The following is a 20109-nucleotide window of genomic DNA, read 5'->3' on the forward strand; positions in this document are numbered from 1 at the left end:
GAATAATATTTCGATCATCATATTTTGATCGGCGAGTGGCCTGATGAGCGACAAGAAGAGCAGAACCCGCGAGCGCATTCTCGAGGCGGCACGAAGTGCGCTGATCCAGCACGGGCCGGCCGAGCCCAGCGTCAGTCAGGTCATGGGCGCAGCAGGCCTGACCGTTGGTGGCTTCTATGCCCACTTCGACAGCAAGGACGAGCTGATGCTCGAAGCGTTCCGCCAGTTGCTGGGCGAGCGCCGCGCCTTGCTCGCGCAGATCGACCCCAGCCTTGATGGCGCCGGGCGACGAGCGCTGGCCAGCGCCTTCTACCTGTCGCGCAAGCACCGTGATGCCGAGGTGCACGCCTGCCCGCTGCCCAACTCGCTGGGCGAGATGCAGCGCCTGCCCGAGGCCTTCCGTGAGGTGCTGGCCGAGCATATCGAGTTGATGACTGCCGCCATGGTCGACCGCCCCGAGGACGCCGACAAGGCCTTGGCCGACCTGGCCCTGATGGTTGGCGGCCTGGCGCTGGCCCGTGCCCTGGGCACCAGCGAGCTGTCTGATCGTATTCTGCGCGCCGCCAAATCGGCGGTGCTTTGACCCTGGAGCATGGCGATGACTACCCTGAGCTGGATTCGTGGTGTCAATGGCACCCTGGGCCGCCTGGCCCCTGAGCATGTCGCGGGCAAGATGCGCCGTGCCTTCATGACCCCGCGCAATCTGCCGCCGCGGGATTGGGAATTGCCCGTGCTGGCCAGCGCCGAGCGCATCACCCTGCGCTTCGGCTTGTCGGCCTTGCGCTGGGGCAAGGGGCCGACCGTGCTGCTGATGCACGGCTGGGAAGGGCGCCCGACCCAATTTGCCGCGTTGATCGAAAGCTTGGTCCAGGCCGGGCACACGGTGGTGTCGCTGGAGGGACCGGGGCATGGGCGTTCGCCCGGCGAGCAGGCCAATGTGGTGCTGTTTGCCCGAGCGCTGCTGGAGGCGGCCGCCGAGCTGCCGCCGCTGCGCGCGGTGATTGGCCATTCCATGGGCGGCGCCAGCGTGCTGCTGGCCTTGCAGATGGGCCTGCGCGCTGAGGCGGCGGTGAGCATTGCTGCCCCGGCGCGATTGTTGGGCGTGTTGCGTGGCTTTGCCCATCGTCTGGGGCTGCCGGCACGAGCGCGGGCGGCGTTCATTCGCCAGGTGGAGCGGGATGTGGGCATGCAGATTGCGCGGCTGGATGTGACTGGTTACCAGCTGGAGTTGCCTGGGCTGGTGGTGCATGCCGCCGATGATGCGTTGGTGGCAGCCGATGAGGCCCAGGTTATCCACAAGGCATGGTTCGATAGCCGCCTGGTGCTGCTGGAGGCGGGTGGCCACCAGCGGGTGCTATCCGACCCGCGCCTGAGTGAAGCGGTGCTGGAGCTGCTGGCCCGGGCTTGCGCGGTCCCTGTAGGAGCGGCCTTGTATCGCGATGGGCTGCGCAGCAGCCCCGGCAATCTGTGTCGGGACTGAGATTTTGGGGCCGCTGCGCGCCCCATCGCGACACAAGGCCGCTCCTACTGGGACCGCGTAGCCCCGCAGGCAAGTGCAGAAGGGCTGGACTTTCCCCCGGCGGTCCCTGCTAAATCCACTTTTGCTCCAAGGAAGCGAACATGAGCTGGGACCTGGCAACACCCTTCATCATCGATCTGCGCGTCGGCAGCGAGGATATCGATGGCCTCGGCCACGCCAACAACGCGGTCTACGTTACCTGGCTGGAGCGCTGCGCCTGGCGCCACTCCCAGCGCCTGGGCCTGGACCTGGCCGAATATCGCCGGCTGGACCGGGCGATGGCCGTGGTGCGCCACGAAATCGACTACCTGGCCGCTGCCTACGAGGATGACGAGTTGCAGCTGGCTACCTGGATCATCGATTGGGACCAGCGCCTGCGCATGACCCGGCGCTTCCAGCTCAAGCGCCCGCGCGACGGCGTGACCTTGCTGCGCGCCCAGACCACCTTTGCCTGCATCGAGCTGTCCAGCGGCAAGCCCAGGCGCATGCCCGCGGAGTTCCTCGACGGTTACGGCCCGGCGCTGATCGGCGCCTGAAACAGCGGCAAATTTTGTTAGACTGCCGGCTTTTTCCGCCGAGACCCCGACATGCAAATTGCCCTGGCCCCCATGGAGGGGCTGGTCGACAACATCCTGCGCGACGTGCTGACACGCGTGGGCGGTATCGACTGGTGCGTCACCGAGTTCATTCGCGTGTGCGACCGCCTGCTGCCGCCTTCCTCGTTCGACAAGCTGGCACCCGAGTTGCGTAATGGCGCGCGAACCGCCGCCGGGGTGCCAATGCGCGTGCAGTTGTTGGGTTCGGACCCTGTGTGCCTGGCGGAAAACGCCGCCCTGGCCTGCGAACTGGGCGCACCGGTGATAGACCTGAACTTCGGTTGCCCGGCCAAGACCGTCAACAAGTCACGCGGTGGAGCGGTGCTGCTCAAGGAGCCGGAGCTGCTGCACGCCATTGTGCGTGAAGTGCGCCGTGCCGTGCCGGCGGATATCCCGGTCACCTCGAAGATGCGCCTGGGTTTCGACAGCCCCGATGGCGCGCTGGAGTGTGCCACGGCGCTGGCCGAAGGCGGCTCGGCGCACCTGGTGGTACATGCGCGGACCAAGGTCGAGGGCTACAAGCCGCCGGCTCACTGGGAGTGGGTGGCACGGGTGCAGGATGTGGTCAAGGTACCGGTGTTCGCCAATGGCGAGATCTGGACCGTGGACGACTGGCGGCGTTGTCGTGAGGTCAGTGGCGCCGAAGACATCATGCTGGGCCGCGGGCTGGTCTCGCGCCCCGACCTGGGGCTGCAGATTGCCGCGGCGCGTGACGGGCGGGAGTATCGGCCGATGAGCTGGGACGACCTGCTGCCGTTGCTGCGCGAGTTCTGGCGGCAGGCCCAGGCCAAGTTGTCGCCGCGCTATGCGCCGGGGCGGATGAAGCAGTGGTTGGCAATGCTGACCCGCAGTTATCCCGAAGCGGTTGTGCTGTTTGCCGAGTTGCGGCGAGAAGATGATTGTGCGCGGATCAGCCGGTTGCTGGGGGTTGAGGTGCAGGCGCTTGAGGCTTGTGTTGCCTGACCCGGCCCTTTCGCGGGCACGCCCGCTCCCACAGGTACTGCGCAGGGCTCAAGGCCTGTGGTGATCCTGTGGGAGCGGGCGTGCCCGCGAAAGGGCCATTGAATCCAGTAAAAAAATCGGATTTTTCATGCTCCCCCCTTGAAAGCATTTCCCTCGGCCATATCTCTTGAGTACGCGATGCCGAAGACGGGTCGCGTAATGACTTACTTGCTGAATCTCAGGAGTTAATGACCATGACCACTGCTTTCTCTCTCGCTCCACTGTTCCGCCATTCCGTTGGTTTCGACCGTTTCAACGACCTGTTCGAATCCGCGGCACGTAACGAGGCCGGTAGCAGCTACCCGCCCTACAACGTGGAAAAACATGGCGATGACCACTACCGCATCGTGGTTGCCGCAGCCGGCTTCCAGGAAGAAGACCTCGACCTGCAGGTTGAAAAAGGCGTCCTGACTGTTACTGGTGGCAAGCGCGACAATGGCGCTACTGAAGTGACCTACCTGCATCAGGGTATCGCGCAGCGCGCCTTCAAGTTGTCGTTCCGCCTGGCCGACCATATCGAAGTCAAGGCCGCCGGTCTGGCCAATGGCCTGCTCAGCATCGACCTGCTGCGCATCGTGCCTGAAGAAGCCAAGGCCAAGCGCATTCCGATCAACGGCGACAAGCCAGCGCTGAACTGATCGTGTAGATGTGAAGAAGGGCACCCTTAGGGGTGCCCTTTTTATTGTGATCGCCTGAAGGCCGGCTCCCACAGGAATCGCATCCGCATCGGTTTCAGTAATCCGCCGGCGCCTCCAGCAACATCTGCCGAAACTCCGGCAACGGCAGCGGTCGGCTGTGCAAGTACCCTTGGTACAGGTGGCACCCCAGCCGTTCCAGGAACTCCAGCTGTTCGGTCAGCTCCACCCCTTCGGCAATCACCGCCAGGTCCAGGCTGCGAGCCATGGCGACGATGGCGCGGACGATTTCGGCATCGTTGGGGTCAACCGGTGCATCGCGCACGAAGGTCTGGTCGATCTTCAGCGCATCCACCGGCAGGCGTTTCAGGTAGGTCAGCGAGGAATAGCCAGTGCCGAAGTCATCCATCGCAAAGCTCACCCCATAGCGCTTCAGTTCGCGCATCTTGCTGATGGTGTCTTCCAGGTTCTGGATAACGATGCCTTCGGTAATTTCCAGCTTCAGCATCTGCCGTGGCAGGCGGTAATCGTCCAGGCTGCGTAGCACTCGCCCGACAAAGTCGTTCTGGCGGAACTGCCGTGGGCTGATGTTCACGCACAGGCTGAAATCATCGGCGTCGATCAGCCCGTCGGCGAGCATGCGCGCGCAGGCATCGCACGCTTCATCGAGGATCCAGCTGCCAACCTCCAGGATCAGGCCGCTTTCTTCCAGCACCTGTATGAATTGCGCGGGCGGCTGCTGACCCAGTTGCGGATGATGCCAGCGCAGCAGTACCTCGGCGCCGACGATGCGGTTGTCACGGGCATCCACCTGTGGCTGGAAGTGCAGCGCCAGCTCGCCGCGGGCCAGGGCCAGGCGCAGGTCGTTTTCCATGCGCAGGCGCTCGCTGGCAGCTTTCTGCATGGTGGTATGGAACAGCTGGGTGGTGTTGCGCCCGGAATCCTTGGCACGATACAGGGCGATATCGGCACGCTTGAGCAGGTCGGCCGGGGTAGCGCCGTGGTCAGGGATCAGCGCCACGCCGATGCTGGGTGTTACCTGCAGGCGCTGGCCATCCAGCGACATCGGCTCGGCCAGCAGTTCGCGCAGGGTGTCGGCCAGCCCGCGGACTTTCTCTTCGACCAGCTCGCGGCTGCCCTCAAGGCCGCTGAGCAATACCACGAACTCGTCGCCACCCAGGCGCGCCACGGTGTCTTCCAGGCGCACACTGGCTTCCAGCCGCGCCGTGATGATCTTCAGCACCGTGTCGCCCACCGGGTGGCCCAGCGAGTCGTTGATGTGCTTGAAGTGGTCGAGGTCGAGGAACAACAGGGCGCCGCGCAGGTTGTGGCGCCTGAGCAGGGCGATCTGCTGGCTCAGGCGGTCCATCAGCAGGGCGCGGTTGGGCAGATTGGTCAGCGGGTCGTGGTAGGCCAGGTGACGTATCTGTGCCTGGGCGTTCTTCAGCTGGCTGACATCACGGGCGGTCAGCAGCAGGCAGTCCACTTCGTTGAGGGTGATCGGCTCCACCGACACCTCTACGGTAAGTATATCGCCACGCTTGTTGCGCCCGAGCATCTCGCGGTGGTGCACCCGGCCACGCTCGCGCAATTCGGCCAGCAGGGCGCTGCGCTGCTTGTCGTCGGCCCAGATGCCGATCTCGTACACCGTGTGGCCGACCACTTCGGCGGCGCTGTAGCCGGTCAGGCGGCAGAAACCGTCGTTGATTTCCAGGTAGCGACCGCTATGGCGTTCGGTGATGGTGATGGCGTCGGGGCTGGAGTGGAAGGCCTTGGCAAACTTTTCCTCGCTGGATTTGAGCGCCGCTTCGGCGCGCTGCTGCTGGGTGATGTCGCGCAGGGTGGTCACGCTGCAGGGCTGGTCATCGACGGTGATGAGGCGGCTGGAAATCACGCAGGTCAGTGGTGCGCCATTGCGGTGGTTGACCACCACGGCGACATTGCTCAGTGCCTGCTCGCGGATGACCCGCTCGATGCGTTGCGCGCGTTCGATGGACTCCGCCCACAGGCCGATTTCCTCGGCGGTGCGGCCGATCACCTGGTCGGTACCCCAGCCGAAGGTCTGGGTGAACGCCGGGTTGATCTCGATGAACTGGCCAGTGTCCTGACGGGTGACGCAGATCGGGTCGGGGCTGACCTGGAACAGGCTGGCGAACTTCTCTTCCGAGGCGCTCAGGCGCTGTTCGCGTTCCACCTGGTCGGTGATGTCGAGCAAGGTGCCGGCCATGCGCAGTGGGTTGCCCTGCTCGTCGCGGTACAGTCTGGCGCGGCTTTCGATGTAGCGCGAGATGCCGTTTTCCAGTTGTACCCGGTAGGTGATCTGGTAGTTGCCGGCAGGCCCTTCGCGCAGGCTGCGATAGGCCTGGCGCATCGAGTTGCGTTCCTGCTCCGGTACCCCTTCGAAAAACGCGTCGAACGATTCGTGAAAGGGGATTGGCGGCAGGCCGTGCAACTGCGCGGCGCGGGCCGAGCCGTAGAGCATGCCGCTGGGGATGTGCCAGTCCCAGGTGCCCAGCTGTGCCGAGTCCAGGGCCAGGTCCAGGCGTTCCTGGCTGTCCTTCAGGGCTTGCTCGGCGCGCTTGCGTTCGGTGGTGTCGATGAAGGTGCTGATCAGGAAGGTCACGCCTTCCAGCTCGATGCCCTGGGTGCAGAGGATGCCGTCGTGCACCTTGCCGCTGATGGCGCGGAACTGCACCTCGAGAATCAGCGGGCCACTGTTGGCGCGGGTCGATTCCAGCATCTGCTGGCGCTGTTCGGGGTTGACCCACAAGCCCAGTTCCAGGCTGGTCTTGCCGATCACCTGGCTGCCGGGCCAGCCGAACATGTCTTCGAAGTGCTGGTTGACCTCGAAGATCATGCCGTCGTGGCGGCGGGTGAGCAAAATGGCATTGGGGCTGAGGTGGAACAGGGTGGCGAAGCGTTTTTCCGAATTGATCAGCGCCGTTTCCCGCTCGCGCTGACGGGTGATTTCGCGGATCACCCCGATCATCTGTGGCCGGCCGTGCAGGTCGTGGGTCAGGCTGCCGTTGATCTCCAGCCAGTGCAGGCTGCCGTCCGGCCAACGGATACGGTGGCGCATGGCCTGTTCCACCGGTTCGCCGTTGAACACTGCCTGGAACACCTGGCGCGTGCGCGCACGGTCTTCCTCGGGCAGCAGGTCGAGGTAGTCGATATCGGCGGGGAGCGGGCGCTGCGGGTCGAAGCCGAACAGGGCCTGGGTGCCCCGTGACCAGCTGACCCGGCCGCTTTCGATATCCCATAGCCAGGCACCCAGCCGGGCGCCGTTGAGCGCAGCCAGCAGTTGCGGGGCGTTCTGCCAGGCCTGTTCCGACTCCTGAGGGTCGGCCGCGGGTATGCGCGGCAGGCGCAAAAAGCGATTCGCTGATTTGGGCATCGGTACCAGACCTTTGGCGTATGACGCGTCCTTGGAGGTGGCAATACCGGGCTTACGACCGGTCAGGCGGGCCCCGCGTGGCTGTCGAGCAAGGCCATGAATGCCCTGGCCGCGTTCGACAGCGTGCGCTCCGTGTGCAAGATGTAGCCTAGCTGGCGCGACAGCTGTATGCCCGGCAAGGCGATGGGTGCAACCTGTTCGTCGAGCATGGTGCGCGGCAGCACGCTCCAGGCCAGGCCGATCGACACCATCATCTTGATGGTTTCCAGATAGTTGGTACTCATGGCGATGTTCGGCGTCAGGCCCTGGCTTTCGAACAGGCGCTGGACAATATGGTGGGTAAAGGTGTTGCCGCCGGGGAATACGGCCGGGTGGCGGGCGACGTCGGCCAGGCTGACCTCATGGTTGTTGGCCAGCGGGTGCTCGGGTGCGGCGACGAAGTCCAGGGCGTCGTCCCACACCGGCACGGCCTTGACCAGGTGGTGCGGCTCGGGCGCCAGGGTGATAACGGCAATCTCGGCGCGGCCATGCAGAATCTCGTCGTAGGCCTGCTCCGAATCCATGAACTGAATATCCAATGCCACTGCAGGGTATTCACGCGTGAAGGCCCGCAGCAGCGGGGGCAAGCGGTGCAGGCCAATGTGGTGGCTGGTGGCCAGGGTCAGGCGACCGCTCACTTCTCCGGTCAGATTGGTCAACGCGCGGCGGGTATCATCGAGCACATTGAGAATCTGGTAGGCCCGCGGCAACAAGGCGCGCCCGGCTTCGGTCAGGGTCACCTCACGGCCCAGGCGGTCGAACAGGCGCACATCCAGCTGCTGCTCGAGCCCGGCGATGCGCTTGCTGATGGCTGGCTGGGTCAGGTGCAGGCGCTCGCCGGCGCCAGAGAAACTGCCGGTTTCGGCGATGGCGATGAAAGCACTGAGGTTGGCCAGGTCCATTGCTTGAATTCCTGATGGTTATGCAAAGCATGAAAATTATGAATTTGAGTTATTCAATCTATCGCCATAGCATCGTCCGTACAAGCCAAGGGGTCTTTGGCATAGAAAGACGCTGATGAGGAACAGTCTGATGGCTGGCAAAACGCTTTACGACAAACTCTGGGAAGCCCATGAGGTCAAGCGCCGTGATGACGGCTCGTCCTTGATCTACATCGACCGTCACATCATCCATGAAGTGACGTCGCCCCAGGCCTTTGAAGGCCTGCGCCTGGCCAACCGCAAACCCTGGCGCATCGACGCCAACATCGCCACGCCGGACCACAACGTGCCGACCACGCCAGAGCGCAAGGGCGGTATCGAAGCCATCGTCGACCAAGTGTCGCGCCTGCAGGTGCAGACCCTCGACGAGAACTGTGACGAATACGGCATCGTCGAATTCAAGATGAATGACGAGCGTCAAGGTATCGTCCACGTTATCAGCCCTGAGCAGGGTGCCACCTTGCCTGGCATGACCGTGGTCTGCGGTGACTCGCACACTTCTACCCACGGCGCCTTCGGTGCCTTGGCCCACGGCATCGGCACCTCCGAGGTGGAGCATGTGCTCGCTACCCAGTGCCTGGTCGCCAAGAAGATGAAGAACATGCTGGTGCGGGTGGAAGGCCAGTTGCCTGCCGGCGTTACTGCCAAAGACATCGTCCTGGCCGTGATCGGCAAGATCGGTACCGCCGGTGGTAACGGCCACGCCATGGAATTTGCCGGCAGCGCCATCCGCGAATTGTCGATGGAAGGCCGCATGACCATTTGCAACATGTCCATCGAAGCCGGTGCCCGCGTAGGCCTGGTGGCGGTGGACGACACCACCGTTGCCTATGTCGAAGGCCGCCCGTACGCGCCGAAGGGCGAGCAGTGGAAGCAGGCGGTGGAGGCCTGGAAAGGCCTGGTTTCCGACGCTGACGCGGTGTTCGACACCGTGGTCGAGCTCGATGCTGCGCAAATCAAGCCGCAGGTCAGCTGGGGCACCTCGCCGGAGATGGTCCTTGCCGTCGACCAGCGCGTACCGGACCCGGCTGCCGAGCCAGACCTGATCAAGCGTGGTTCGATCGAGCGTGCCCTCAAGTACATGGGCCTTGCCGCCAACCAGGCGATTACCGATATCAAGCTCGACCGCGTATTCATCGGTTCGTGCACCAACTCGCGCATCGAAGACCTGCGCGCCGCCGCCGAAATCGCCAAGGGCCGCAAGGTCGCTGCCAACGTCAAGCAGGCGCTGGTGGTACCGGGCTCGGGCCTGGTCAAGGCCCAGGCCGAGCGTGAAGGCCTGGACAAGATCTTCCTCGAAGCCGGTTTCGAATGGCGTGAACCAGGCTGCTCGATGTGCCTGGCGATGAACCCGGACCGCCTGGAGAGCGGCGAGCATTGCGCGTCCACCTCCAACCGCAACTTCGAAGGCCGTCAGGGTGCCGGTGGCCGTACCCACCTGGTCAGCCCGGCCATGGCCGCCGCCGCCGCGGTGACCGGCCACTTCATCGATGTTCGCGAGTTGATCCAAGGGAGCGCAGCATGAAAGCCTTTACCCAGCACACTGGCCTCGTCGCGCCGTTGGACCGTGCCAACGTCGACACCGACCAGATCATCCCCAAGCAGTTCTTGAAGTCGATCAAGCGCACCGGCTTCGGCCCCAACCTGTTCGACGAGTGGCGTTACCTGGACGTGGGCCAGCCCTACCAGGACAACAGCAAGCGCCCGCTGAACAAGGAGTTCGTGCTCAACCACGACCGCTATCAAGGTGCCAGCGTGTTGCTGGCGCGCGAGAACTTCGGTTGCGGCTCCAGCCGCGAACATGCCCCGTGGGCGCTGGACGAGTACGGTTTCCGCAGCGTGATCGCGCCGAGCTTTGCCGACATCTTCTTCAACAACAGCTTCAAGAACGGCTTGCTGCCGATCATCCTCAGCGATGAGGAAGTCGACGAGCTGTTCAAGCAGGTAGAAGCCAACCCGGGCTACCAGCTGGTCATCGACCTGCAGGCCCAGGCGGTGACCCGCCCGGATGGCAAGGTATTGCACTTCGAGATCGATGCGTTCCGCAAGCACTGCCTGCTCAACGGCCTGGACGACATCGGCCTGACCTTGCAGGACAGCGACGCGATCAAGGCCTTCGAAGGCAAGCACCGTGCAGCGCAGCCTTGGCTGTTCCGGGATGCCTGAAATATGTAGGTGACAGTACCGGCCTCTTCGCGGGTGAACCCGCTCCCACAGGTACGGCGCAAGATTCGAAACCTGTAGAGGACCTGTGGGAGCGGGCATGCCCGCGAAAGGGCCGGTACAGGCAGCAAGAAACCAAAAGGATCGAGACATGACCAGCACCCAGCACACCGATGTGGTCCAACGCCAGTTCGGCGAACAGGCCAGCGCCTACCTCAGCAGCGCCGTGCACGCCCAGGGCAGTGAATTCGCCCTGCTGCAGGCCGAACTGGCAGGGCAGGGCGCTGCCCGCGTGCTGGACCTGGGCTGCGGCGCCGGTCATGTCAGCTTCCACATCGCCCCGCTGGTCGCCGAAGTGGTCGCCTACGACCTCTCGCAGGCCATGCTCGATGTGGTCGCCAGTGCCGCCGCCGAGCGCGGCCTGGCCAATATCACCACCGAGCGCGGTGCCGCCGAACGCCTGCCGTTCGCCGATGCCTCGTTCGACTTCGTCTTCAGCCGCTACTCGGCCCACCACTGGAGCGACCTGGGCCTGGCCCTGCGCGAAGTGCGCCGCGTGCTCAAGCCGGGTGGCGTGGCGGCGTTCATTGATGTGATGTCGCCGGGCAGCCCGCTGCTCGACACCTACCTGCAAACAGTCGAAGTACTGCGCGACACCAGCCACGTGCGCGATTATTCCGCCGCCGAATGGCAGCGGCAGGTCAGCGAGGCTGGTTTGCATGTGCGCAGCCACACCCGCCAGCCGCTGCGCCTGGAGTTTTCCAGCTGGGTCGAGCGCATGCGCACCCCCGAGCCGATGCGCGTGGCAATTCGCCAATTGCAGCAAGCCATGGGTGAAGAAGTGCGGCAGTATTACCAGATCGAGGCCGACGGTTCGTTCAGCACCGATGTGCTGGTGTTGTGGGCCGAGCGTTAAGAACTTTTCGGTGGGGCCCGCTTGGCCGCACCGCGTGAATGGATAGAGGAAAGCATGAGCAAGCAGATTCTGATTCTCCCAGGTGACGGTATCGGCCCGGAAATCATGGCCGAGGCGGTCAAGGTGCTGGAGCTGGCCAACGACAAGTTCCAGCTCGGCTTCAGCCTGGAGCACGATGTGATCGGTGGCGCCGCCATCGACAAGCACGGCGTGCCGCTGGCCGACGAGACCCTGGAGCGTGCGCGCAAGGCCGATGCCGTGCTGCTGGGCGCAGTGGGCGGGCCGAAGTGGGACAAGATCGAGCGTGACATCCGCCCCGAGCGCGGCCTGCTGAAAATCCGTTCGCAACTGGGCCTGTTCGCCAACCTGCGCCCGGCCATCCTCTACCCGCAACTGGCCGATGCCTCGTCGCTCAAGCCCGAGATCGTTTCCGGCCTGGACATCCTCATCGTCCGTGAGCTGACCGGCGGTATCTACTTCGGTGCCCCGCGTGGCCAGCGCGAGCTGGAAAACGGCGAGCGCCAGGCCTACGACACCCTGCCGTACAGCGAAAGCGAAGTGCGCCGCATCGCCCGTGTCGGCTTCGACATGGCCCGCGTGCGTGGCAAGAAGCTGTGCTCGGTGGACAAGGCCAACGTCCTGGCTTCCAGCCAGCTGTGGCGTGAAGTGGTCGAGGACGTGGCCAAGGACTACCCGGATGTGGAACTGAGCCACATGTACGTCGACAACGCCGCCATGCAACTGGTGCGCGCGCCCAAGCAATTCGATGTGATGGTGACCGACAACATGTTCGGTGACATTCTGTCGGATGAAGCTTCCATGCTCACCGGTTCCATCGGCATGCTGCCTTCGGCGTCGCTGGATGCCGACAACAAGGGCATGTACGAGCCGTGCCACGGCTCGGCGCCGGACATCGCAGGCCTTGGCATCGCCAACCCGCTGGCGACCATCCTGTCGGTATCGATGATGCTGCGTTACAGCTTCAATCAGTCGGCTGCCGCCGAGGCGATCGAGAAGGCCGTGAGCCTGGTCCTGGACCAGGGCCTGCGCACCGGCGACATCTACTCGGAAGGCTGCCGCAAAGTTGGTACGCAGGAAATGGGCGACGCAGTAGTCGCAGCGCTGCGGAATCTGTAATCTCTCTGGCCCGCCACCCAAAATTCCCGGTGGCGGCCCACTTTTAGCAAAGGTGTAGTTGCGATGAAACGTGTAGGTCTGATCGGTTGGCGCGGTATGGTCGGTTCCGTGCTCATGCAGCGGATGCTGGAGGAGCAGGATTTCGACCTCATCGAGCCGGTGTTCTTCACCACCTCCAATGTTGGCGGCCAGGGCCCGAACGTGGGCAAGGATACAGCTCCGCTCAAGGACGCTTATTCGATTGAAGAGCTCAAGACCCTCGACGTGATCCTGACCTGCCAGGGCGGCGACTACACCAACGAGGTCTTCCCCAAGCTGCGTGAAGCCGGCTGGCAGGGTTACTGGATCGATGCCGCCTCGTCCCTGCGCATGCAGGATGACGCGGTGATCATCCTCGACCCGGTCAACCGCAAGGTCATCGACCAGCAGCTGGACGCGGGTACCAAGAACTACATCGGTGGCAACTGCACCGTCAGCCTGATGCTGATGGGCCTGGGCGGCCTGTTCGAAGCCGGCCTGGTCGAGTGGATGAGCGCCATGACCTACCAGGCGGCCTCGGGTGCCGGCGCGCAGAACATGCGCGAGCTGATCAAGCAGATGGGTGCTACCCATGCAGCCGTTGCCGATGACCTGGCCAACCCGGCCAGCGCCATCCTCGACATCGACCGCAAGGTTGCCGAGACCATGCGCAGCGAAGCGTTCCCGACCGAAAACTTCGGCGTGCCGCTGGCTGGCAGCCTGATCCCGTGGATCGACAAGGAACTGCCGAACGGCCAGAGCCGTGAAGAGTGGAAGGCCCAGGCCGAGACCAACAAGATCCTCGGCCGCTTCAAGAGCCCGATCCCGGTCGACGGCATTTGCGTGCGCATCGGCGCCATGCGTTGCCACAGCCAGGCGCTGACCATCAAGCTGAACAAGGACGTGCCGCTGGCCGACATCGAAGGCATGATCAGCCAGCACAACCCTTGGGTGAAGCTGGTGCCCAACCAGCGTGAAATCAGCATGCAGGAGCTGAGCCCGACCAAGGTAACCGGTACCTTGAACGTTCCGGTTGGCCGCCTGCGCAAGCTGAACATGGGTTCGCAGTACCTGGGCGCGTTCACCGTCGGTGACCAGCTGCTGTGGGGCGCGGCCGAGCCGCTGCGCCGCATGCTGCGGATTCTGCTGGAGCGTTGATCGTTCCGGTCTGACCGAAAACCCGCGCTGGCGACAGTGCGGGTTTTTTTATATCCGAGCCACCCCAGTCCGCCAGGCTCTTGCTGGCTTTGGCTTTGGCTTTGGCTTTGGCTTTGGCTTTGGCTTTGGCTTTGGCTTTGGCTTTGGCTTTGGCTTTGGCTTTGGCTTTGGCTTCTAAGCGCGCGGTAGTTCAGGCGCCGCCGATTGCGACTTCAGGAGGCCGAGCGAAGGGACTGCGGAGGGAGGTGACGGGCATGGATGCCCGTCAAGCGCTGAGGCCCCATGGATGGGGCCTGCAGCGCGTACTCCCGGGAGCAGGCCCGTAGCGAGGGGACCCCGGAGCGAAGCGTAGGGGCCGGATGATGGGAGCCGACGGTTTTTGGTTCCTTTTTGCCACGACAAAAAGGGACCCGCCGTAAGGGCGGAAAGGTGACTTGGCGCCACCATCGCGAATGAATGCCTACTCGATGTGAATGCCCGCATCCAAAAAGCAAAAAGCCAAAAAGCTTAAGCGACGGTTTTGATATGGCGAACAGTCCGTTTGCGATGGCGACGCTGACTCACCTTTTCGCCCTTACGGCGAGTCACTTTTTGCCAAACGCGGCAAAAAGTAACCAAAAAACGCTGCGCTCCCATCATCCGGCCCCTGCGCTGCGCTCCGGGGTTCCCTCACTCCGGTCTTGCTCCCGGGAGTACGCGCTGCAGGCCCCATCCATGGGGCCTCAGCGCTTGACGGGCATCCATGCCCGTCACCTCCCTCCGCAAGACCTGCGTTCGGCCTCCTGAAGTCGCGAAGATCAAGATCAAGATCAAGATCAAGATCAAGATCAAGATCAAGATCAAGATCAAGAGCAGCGCAGCTCTAGGTTTGGGCCAGCACAGACAAAACTCTACAATCCGAGTAAAGTGCCGCCCCCGCCGTTTTCAGCAAAAGGATCCCTTCCATGACACACCCTTTGGACATCGCCGTCGTCGGCGCCACCGGCAGCGTCGGTGAAGCCCTGGTGCAGATTCTCGAAGAGCTGGATTTCCCGGTCGCCACCCTGCACCTGCTGGCCAGCATGGAATCGGCGGGTAGCAGCGTGATGTTCGCTGGCAAGAAGCTGAAGGTGCGTGAAGTGGACAGCTTTGACTTCGCCCAGGTCAAGCTGGCCTTCTTCGCCGCAGGCGCGGCAGTCAGCCGAAGCTTTGCCAGCAAGGCGCTGCAGGCAGGCTGCACGGTCATCGACCTGTCCGCTGGCTTGGACGACGCCCTGGCCCTGGTGCCCGAAGCCAACGCCGAACGCCTGGCCGGCCTGGCATTGCCCGCCCGCATCGTCAGCCCGTGCTCGGCCGCGGTTGCCCTGGCTGTTGCCCTGGCACCGCTCAAAGGCCTGCTGGATATCGAGCGGGTGCAGGTGATGGCCGCTCTGGCGGTGTCTGCACAAGGCCGTGAAGCGGTCACCGAGCTCGCCCGGCAAACCGCCGAGCTGCTCAATGCCCGGCCGCTGGAGCCGCGCTTCTTCGACCGGCAGATGGCGTTCAATATGTTGGCCCAGGTCGGCACCGCCGATGAGCATGGCCACACGGCTCTGGAGCGCCGCCTGGTCAGCGAGCTGCGCGTGCTGCTGGGCCTGCCGGAACTGAAGATTTCCGTGAGCTGCGTTCAAGTCCCGGTGTTTTTCGGCGATAGCTTCAGTGTGGCGGTGCAGAGCCGTCGCCCGGTAGACCTGGATGCGGTCAACCAGGCCCTCGAGGCGGCCGACAGCGTCGAACTGGTGGGGCTCGACGATTATCCGACCCCGGTAGGCGACGCAGTGGGCCAGGACGTGGTCTATGTTGGTCGTGTACGGCACGGTGTTGATGAAGACCAGCAACTCAACCTCTGGCTGACCACCGACAACGTGCGCAAAGGCGCCGCGCTCAATGCCGTGCAAGTGGCGCAATTGTTGATTAAACACATGCCGTAAAAGATACTGGCGAGCACTATTGTCCTGCTCCGCATGCAGGTTTCAGGACGCTTCATACAAGGGAAGAGGTCATGCTTCGAATTCGCAAACTGGTTCTGGCCATGGCTGCAGCATCGGCGCTGTCGTCGGGCATGGCGAATGCCCTGGGCCTGGGGGAGCTGACCCTCAAGTCGGCACAGAACCAGCCCCTGGACGCCGAGATCGAGCTGCTCGACGTGCGCGACCTCACCGCCGCCGAAGTGGCACCGAGCCTGGCGCCACCGGAAGAGTTCAGCAAGGCCGGGGTGGCACTGCCGACATACCTCGAAGACCTCACCTTCACGCCGGTGATCAACCCCAACGGCAAGAGCGTGCTGCGGGTTACCTCCAGCCAGCCGCTGCCTGAGCCGGTGGTAAAGTTCCTGGTCCAGGTAATGTGGCCGCAGGGCCGCCTGCTGCGTGACTACAGCGTGCTGCTCGATCAGGCCAAGGCCCAGGGCGACAAGCCTGCGGCAGCCAATGTGGCGCCAGCGGTGACCGCTGCCGGCAGTTACACCACCCAGCGCCGCGACACCTTGTGGCAGATTGCCGCGCGCAATGCACAGGGCGGCTCGATCCAGCAGACCATGATCGCGATCCAGGCGCTGAACCCGGACGCCTTCATCGGCAACAACATCAACCAGCTGAAGGTTGGCCAGGTGCTGCGCCTGCCCGACCAGCAGCAGATCCAGAACATCCCGCAGGGCGAGGCGACCGCCGAGGTGGCCGAGCAGTATGCCGCCTGGCGGGAAGGCCGCCGCCTGGGCCCGCGTGCCCGCCAGCTGGACGCCACCCGTCGCGGTGCCGCCGAGGCAGCGCCGGCACGTATAGCCCAGGGCGACAACCTGCGCCTGGTCAGCCCGGGCAACCAGGCTGGTGCCGACCAGGCCAAGGCCCTCAACGACAAACTGGCGGTGGCCCAGGAAAGCCTGGACACCAGCCGTCGCGACAACGAAGAGCTCAAGAGCCGCATGGCCGACCTGCAGAGCCAGTTGGACAAGCTGCAGCGTCTGATCGAGCTGAAGAACAACCAGTTGGCCCGGCTTGAAACCCAAGGGGCGGCTGCGCCGGCCCAACCGGTCGTCAAGCCGGCTCCTGCCGCTGTCGATACCGCACCCAAGCCGGTGCCTGCCGCCGAGGCCGCACCTGCTGGCGAGCCTGGCAGCGCGGTCGATGAAATCATGGGCAACCCGCTGCTGCTCGGGCTGATTGCCGGTAGTGCCTTCCTCGTACTGCTGCTTCTGTTGCTGTTGCTGGCGCGCAAGCGCAAGGCTCAGCAGGAGGCGGAAAAGCACCTGCGCATGGCGCGGGCGCTGGAAGAAGAGCAGGGCGCAGGCTTCGACAGCGACAGCGCAAGCCTCGATGGTGTCGAGGTCTCGGCTCCGAGTGTGACCTTGTCGCCGGCTGTGGTCGCCGCTTCGGCAGCCGCCGCTACCGCCGCGGAAAAAACATCGGTACCCGCCGTCGAAGTGCAGCCTGAGCCGCAAGCCGACCCCTACGCCGCGCTGCTGGCTGAGGTCGAGCAATGCGTGGCCGAAGGCCGCCTGAACCGCGCTGCCGACCTGCTGGAGCCTGCCGTGGCGGCCGCGCCGCAGCGTGACGACCTGCGCCTGAAACTGATGGATGTGTATGCCCGCCAGGGTGACCAGAGCGCGTTCGCCGAGCAGGAGCGCAAGCTGCCGGCCAGCGAGCAGAACAGTGCAGCGGTTGCCGGGCTGAAAGAGCGCTACCCGGCCATGCTCGGCCTGGCCGCTGCCGGCCTGGGCGCGGCAGCCCTGGCTGCCGAGATGGATGAGCAGTACGTGCAGGAACTGCTGCAGGATCAGCCTGAAACGCCAGTGATTGCCGACATGGCGCCCGAGCCAGAGGTGGCGGTTGAACCAGAGGCCGTTGCCGAAGCCGAACCTGAGGCAGTGCTCGAGCCGGAAGTTGATCTGGATGCTGAGCTGGATGCCTTCGATGAAGTGCCGACCCTCGATGCGCCGGACGAGCAGGACCTGGACAGTGCCTTCGACCTGAGCCTGGGTGACGAGCTGCCCGAGCAAGACCCGCTGGCAGCGCCGCTGCTGGACGAATCGCTGGCCCAGCAACCTGTCGTCGACGAGCCGGTACTGGATGAACCGGTGCTGGAAGCGGCTCAGCCGGAAGACGAGCCGTTTGCCGTGGATGCCGAGCTGCAGGCTGACGCCGACGCCGAGTTCGAGGCCATGCTGGCTCAGGCCGATACACAGCCCGCTGTGGACCTGTCCGACTTCGACCTCGACGTCAGCGAACCGGTTGCCCCGGCCGCCCCGGCTGCAGTCGACGAAACCCCGGTGGATGTCGCTGCCGAGCTGGCTGCCTTCGACAGCGAGCCAGCATTCGACCCGCTTTCCGAGTTCGACCTGCCGTCCGACTTCGATCTTTCGCTGTCGCTGGAAGACGATTCGCCGGCAGCCAAGAGCTTTGCCTCGGAGCTGAACGACGTCAACGCAGAGCTGGACAAGCTGTCGCAGAGCCTCGAATCGCCGTCGCTGGAGCCGCACTTCACCAGCGAGGACGCGGCTGCCCAGCCGGAGCCTGAACCACTGGACGACCTGGACTTCGACTTCTTCTCCGGCAGCGACGAAGTGGCCACCAAGCTTGACCTGGCCCGCGCCTATATCGACATGGGCGACAACCAGGGTGCACGCGACATCCTCGATGAAGTGGTCAAGGATGGCGATGACAGTCAGCGTCAGGAAGCCGAGGACATGCTCTCCCGACTGGTCTGAGGTTGTCTGTACCGGCCTCTTCGCGGGTAAACCCGCTCCCACAGGTGACTCACAGGATCTGAAATCTGTGGGGCCCCTGTGGGAGCGGGTTTACCCGCGAAGAGGCCCTCAAGCGCGACACACATTCAGCGGCAGCCCTACACGGCTGCCGTTGTCGTTATAATCCCCGCCATTCCGTACACCCCCACAGGTTTCATGCTCTTGGACATCATCGACACCGCCGCCGAGTCCGCGGCCGAAGGCTACTCCCGCATCGCCCTGGGCGTGGAATACAAAGGCGCGCGCTACCGTGGCTGGCAGCGCCAGGCCAGTGGCGTGCCCAGTGTCCAGCAGGCCCTGGAGCAGGCGTTGTCCAAGGTGGCCAACGAGCCGATCTCGGTAATCTGCGCCGGGCGCACCGACGCCGGCGTGCATGGCTGCGGGCAGATCGTGCACTTCGACACCCGCGCCGTGCGCGACGAACGCGCCTGGACCATGGGCACCAACTTCAACCTGCCCCATGACATCAGCGTGGTCTGGTCGCGACCGATGCCGGCCGACTTCCATGCCCGCTTCAAGGCCTGCGCCCGGCGTTACCGCTACGTCATCTACAACGACCCGATCCGCCCGGCGCACCTGGCCGAGGAGGTGACCTGGAACCACCGCCCGCTGGATGTCGAGCGCATGGCCGAAGCCGCGCAGTACCTGCTCGGTACCCATGACTTCAGTGCCTTCCGCGCCAGCCAGTGCCAGGCCAAGTCGCCGATCAAGCACATCTACCACCTGCGCGTCACCCGCCATGGCCAGATGATCGTGCTGGATGTGCGCGCCACGGCTTTCCTGCACCACATGGTGCGTAACATTGCCGGTGTACTGATGGCCATCGGTGCCGGCGAGCGCCCGGTCACCTGGGCGCGCGAGGTGCTGGAGGGGCGCAACCGCCGCGAAGGCGGGGTCACGGCGCACCCGTACGGGCTCTACCTGGTGCAGGTGGAGTACCCCGAGGAATACGCACTGCCCAAGCGTTACATCGGCCCGCACTTTTTGACCGGCTACGAGGCATTGGCAGACTGACGGGCGAAAAGTCATTTGCTAACATCCGGCCTTTCACCGTAACAAGCAGGGTTCGCTGTCCATGAGCAATGTTCGCAGCAAGATCTGCGGGATTACCCGCATCGAAGACGCACTGGCCGCTGCCGAGGCGGGGGCCGATGCCATCGGCTTGGTCTTCTATGCCAAGAGCCCGCGCGCCGTGGATGTGCGCCAGGCGCGGGCGATCATCGCCGAGCTGCCGCCGTTCGTGACCACGGTCGGGTTGTTCGTCAATGCTTCGCGCTGCGAGCTGAACGAGATCCTCGAAGTGGTTCCGCTGGACCTGCTACAGTTCCACGGCGACGAAACCCCGCAGGACTGCGAAGGCTACCACCGCCCCTGGATCAAGGCCCTGCGCGTGCGCCCGGGCGACGACCTGGAGGCGGCCTGCCAGCTTTACGCTGGTGCCCGCGGCATTCTGCTGGATACCTATGTGCCGGGCGTACCCGGAGGCACCGGTGAAGCGTTCGACTGGTCGCTGGTGCCGGCGCGCCTGAGCAAGCCGATCATCCTGGCAGGCGGGCTGTCTGCCGACAATGTCGGCCAGGCCATCGCCCAGGTGCGGCCGTACGCGGTGGATGTCAGTGGCGGCGTGGAGCAAGCCAAGGGCATCAAGGACGCGGCGAAGATCGAGGCATTCATGCGTGCGGTGAAACAGGCGTGATAGCAGATGTGACGGCTGGCTGCGCGCCATCGTCCATAGCTTTCGCAGCCCTGCGGGGCAGCCGCCTGCGCCTGTGGCGGCAAGACAACACATTAGCGGTGGGGTGGCGCGCTGGAAGTCCTGGCGGCCGGTCCAT

At 64.3% G+C, this 20109-nt stretch carries 16 protein-coding genes; 14 read left to right on the forward strand and 2 right to left on the reverse strand.

The window, feature by feature from the left end; translation table 11 throughout:
* The first annotated feature begins 43 nt into the window (after positions 1-43).
* The 5 genes from RIN61_RS19215 to RIN61_RS19235 all read left to right on the forward strand — a co-directional run bounded on the left by RIN61_RS19215 (position 44) and on the right by RIN61_RS19235 (position 3755).
* Complete coding sequence (locus RIN61_RS19215) at positions 44-583, forward strand: TetR/AcrR family transcriptional regulator (protein WP_039615373.1); 540 nt, start codon at positions 44-46, stop codon at positions 581-583.
* 15 nt (positions 584-598) lie between these two features.
* A complete protein-coding gene (locus RIN61_RS19220; protein WP_313853429.1) occupies positions 599-1480 on the forward strand; it encodes an alpha/beta fold hydrolase in 882 nt (293 codons plus the stop codon).
* A gap of 140 nt (positions 1481-1620) precedes the next feature.
* Entirely contained in the window at positions 1621-2055 is a 435-nt protein-coding gene (locus tag RIN61_RS19225; protein WP_112253317.1) for an acyl-CoA thioesterase, read from the forward strand.
* A 51-nt stretch (positions 2056-2106) separates the two neighbouring features.
* The gene (locus RIN61_RS19230; RefSeq protein ID WP_112253316.1) at positions 2107-3078 is read left to right on the forward strand and encodes a tRNA dihydrouridine synthase; all 972 of its coding nucleotides are present in this window, start codon (positions 2107-2109) and stop codon (positions 3076-3078) included.
* A 233-nt stretch (positions 3079-3311) separates the two neighbouring features.
* Positions 3312-3755 carry an Hsp20 family protein gene (locus tag RIN61_RS19235; RefSeq protein WP_112253348.1) on the forward strand — a complete coding sequence of 148 codons (444 nt, stop codon included), beginning with the start codon at positions 3312-3314 and terminating at the stop codon, positions 3753-3755.
* Positions 3756-3849: 94 nt separating this feature from the next.
* Here the strand turns inward: RIN61_RS19235 and RIN61_RS19240 are convergent, their stop codons facing one another.
* Complete coding sequence (locus RIN61_RS19240; RefSeq protein ID WP_207879731.1) at positions 3850-7146, reverse strand: PAS domain S-box protein; 3297 nt, start codon at positions 7144-7146, stop codon at positions 3850-3852.
* Between the two features lie 62 nt (positions 7147-7208).
* Positions 7209-8087 (reverse strand): LysR family transcriptional regulator, encoded by an 879-nt coding sequence (locus RIN61_RS19245; protein ID WP_112253314.1) that lies wholly within the window; start codon positions 8085-8087, stop codon positions 7209-7211.
* Positions 8088-8217: 130 nt separating this feature from the next.
* Here RIN61_RS19245 and leuC point away from each other — a divergent pair, with 130 nt between their 5' ends.
* The 9 genes from leuC (at position 8218) to RIN61_RS19290 (ending at position 19973) form a co-directional block, all read left to right on the forward strand.
* Positions 8218-9651, forward strand: a complete 1434-nt coding sequence (gene leuC / locus RIN61_RS19250; protein WP_013971600.1) for a 3-isopropylmalate dehydratase large subunit — start codon at positions 8218-8220, stop codon at positions 9649-9651.
* Complete coding sequence (leuD, locus tag RIN61_RS19255) at positions 9648-10292, forward strand: 3-isopropylmalate dehydratase small subunit (RefSeq protein ID WP_112253313.1); 645 nt, start codon at positions 9648-9650, stop codon at positions 10290-10292. Before leuC ends, leuD begins: the two co-directional genes overlap by 4 nt.
* Before the next feature lie 148 nt (positions 10293-10440).
* Positions 10441-11205, forward strand: coding sequence for a class I SAM-dependent methyltransferase (locus RIN61_RS19260; RefSeq protein ID WP_112253311.1), 765 nt, complete (start codon positions 10441-10443; stop codon positions 11203-11205).
* 54 nt (positions 11206-11259) lie between these two features.
* Complete coding sequence (gene leuB / locus RIN61_RS19265; RefSeq protein ID WP_112253310.1) at positions 11260-12342, forward strand: 3-isopropylmalate dehydrogenase; 1083 nt, start codon at positions 11260-11262, stop codon at positions 12340-12342.
* Between the two features lie 63 nt (positions 12343-12405).
* Positions 12406-13518 carry an aspartate-semialdehyde dehydrogenase gene (gene asd / locus RIN61_RS19270; RefSeq protein ID WP_112253309.1) on the forward strand — a complete coding sequence of 371 codons (1113 nt, stop codon included), beginning with the start codon at positions 12406-12408 and terminating at the stop codon, positions 13516-13518.
* Positions 13519-14462: 944 nt separating this feature from the next.
* Complete coding sequence (locus tag RIN61_RS19275; protein WP_112251853.1) at positions 14463-15467, forward strand: aspartate-semialdehyde dehydrogenase; 1005 nt, start codon at positions 14463-14465, stop codon at positions 15465-15467.
* Between the two features lie 71 nt (positions 15468-15538).
* Positions 15539-18238, forward strand: a complete 2700-nt coding sequence (locus tag RIN61_RS19280; protein WP_313853435.1) for a motility hub landmark protein FimV — start codon at positions 15539-15541, stop codon at positions 18236-18238.
* A 195-nt stretch (positions 18239-18433) separates the two neighbouring features.
* Positions 18434-19291 carry a tRNA pseudouridine(38-40) synthase TruA gene (gene truA, locus RIN61_RS19285; RefSeq protein ID WP_085589219.1) on the forward strand — a complete coding sequence of 286 codons (858 nt, stop codon included), beginning with the start codon at positions 18434-18436 and terminating at the stop codon, positions 19289-19291.
* 61 nt (positions 19292-19352) lie between these two features.
* The gene (locus RIN61_RS19290; RefSeq protein ID WP_025338242.1) at positions 19353-19973 is read left to right on the forward strand and encodes a phosphoribosylanthranilate isomerase; all 621 of its coding nucleotides are present in this window, start codon (positions 19353-19355) and stop codon (positions 19971-19973) included.
* Positions 19974-20109 lie beyond the last annotated feature (136 nt).

Source organism: Pseudomonas inefficax, assembly GCF_032164165.1.
In the GTDB taxonomy this organism is placed as follows: Bacteria; Pseudomonadota; Gammaproteobacteria; order Pseudomonadales; family Pseudomonadaceae; genus Aquipseudomonas; species Aquipseudomonas inefficax.

What these genes read in the sequence shown, in the direction of transcription:
- RIN61_RS19215 (WP_039615373.1), top strand. Translation starts at nt 44, where the DNA reads ATGAGCGACAAGAAGAGCAGAACCCGCGAGCGCATTCTCGAGGCGGCA.
- RIN61_RS19220 (WP_313853429.1), top strand. Translation starts at nt 599, where the DNA reads ATGACTACCCTGAGCTGGATTCGTGGTGTCAATGGCACCCTGGGCCGC.
- RIN61_RS19225 (WP_112253317.1), top strand. Translation starts at nt 1,621, where the DNA reads ATGAGCTGGGACCTGGCAACACCCTTCATCATCGATCTGCGCGTCGGC.
- RIN61_RS19230 (WP_112253316.1), top strand. Translation starts at nt 2,107, where the DNA reads ATGCAAATTGCCCTGGCCCCCATGGAGGGGCTGGTCGACAACATCCTG.
- RIN61_RS19235 (WP_112253348.1), top strand. Translation starts at nt 3,312, where the DNA reads ATGACCACTGCTTTCTCTCTCGCTCCACTGTTCCGCCATTCCGTTGGT.
- RIN61_RS19240 (WP_207879731.1), bottom strand. Translation starts at nt 7,146, where the DNA reads ATGCCCAAATCAGCGAATCGCTTTTTGCGCCTGCCGCGCATACCCGCG.
- RIN61_RS19245 (WP_112253314.1), bottom strand. Translation starts at nt 8,087, where the DNA reads ATGGACCTGGCCAACCTCAGTGCTTTCATCGCCATCGCCGAAACCGGC.
- leuC (WP_013971600.1), top strand. Translation starts at nt 8,218, where the DNA reads ATGGCTGGCAAAACGCTTTACGACAAACTCTGGGAAGCCCATGAGGTC.
- leuD (WP_112253313.1), top strand. Translation starts at nt 9,648, where the DNA reads ATGAAAGCCTTTACCCAGCACACTGGCCTCGTCGCGCCGTTGGACCGT.
- RIN61_RS19260 (WP_112253311.1), top strand. Translation starts at nt 10,441, where the DNA reads ATGACCAGCACCCAGCACACCGATGTGGTCCAACGCCAGTTCGGCGAA.
- leuB (WP_112253310.1), top strand. Translation starts at nt 11,260, where the DNA reads ATGAGCAAGCAGATTCTGATTCTCCCAGGTGACGGTATCGGCCCGGAA.
- asd (WP_112253309.1), top strand. Translation starts at nt 12,406, where the DNA reads ATGAAACGTGTAGGTCTGATCGGTTGGCGCGGTATGGTCGGTTCCGTG.
- RIN61_RS19275 (WP_112251853.1), top strand. Translation starts at nt 14,463, where the DNA reads ATGACACACCCTTTGGACATCGCCGTCGTCGGCGCCACCGGCAGCGTC.
- RIN61_RS19280 (WP_313853435.1), top strand. Translation starts at nt 15,539, where the DNA reads ATGCTTCGAATTCGCAAACTGGTTCTGGCCATGGCTGCAGCATCGGCG.
- truA (WP_085589219.1), top strand. Translation starts at nt 18,434, where the DNA reads ATGCTCTTGGACATCATCGACACCGCCGCCGAGTCCGCGGCCGAAGGC.
- RIN61_RS19290 (WP_025338242.1), top strand. Translation starts at nt 19,353, where the DNA reads ATGAGCAATGTTCGCAGCAAGATCTGCGGGATTACCCGCATCGAAGAC.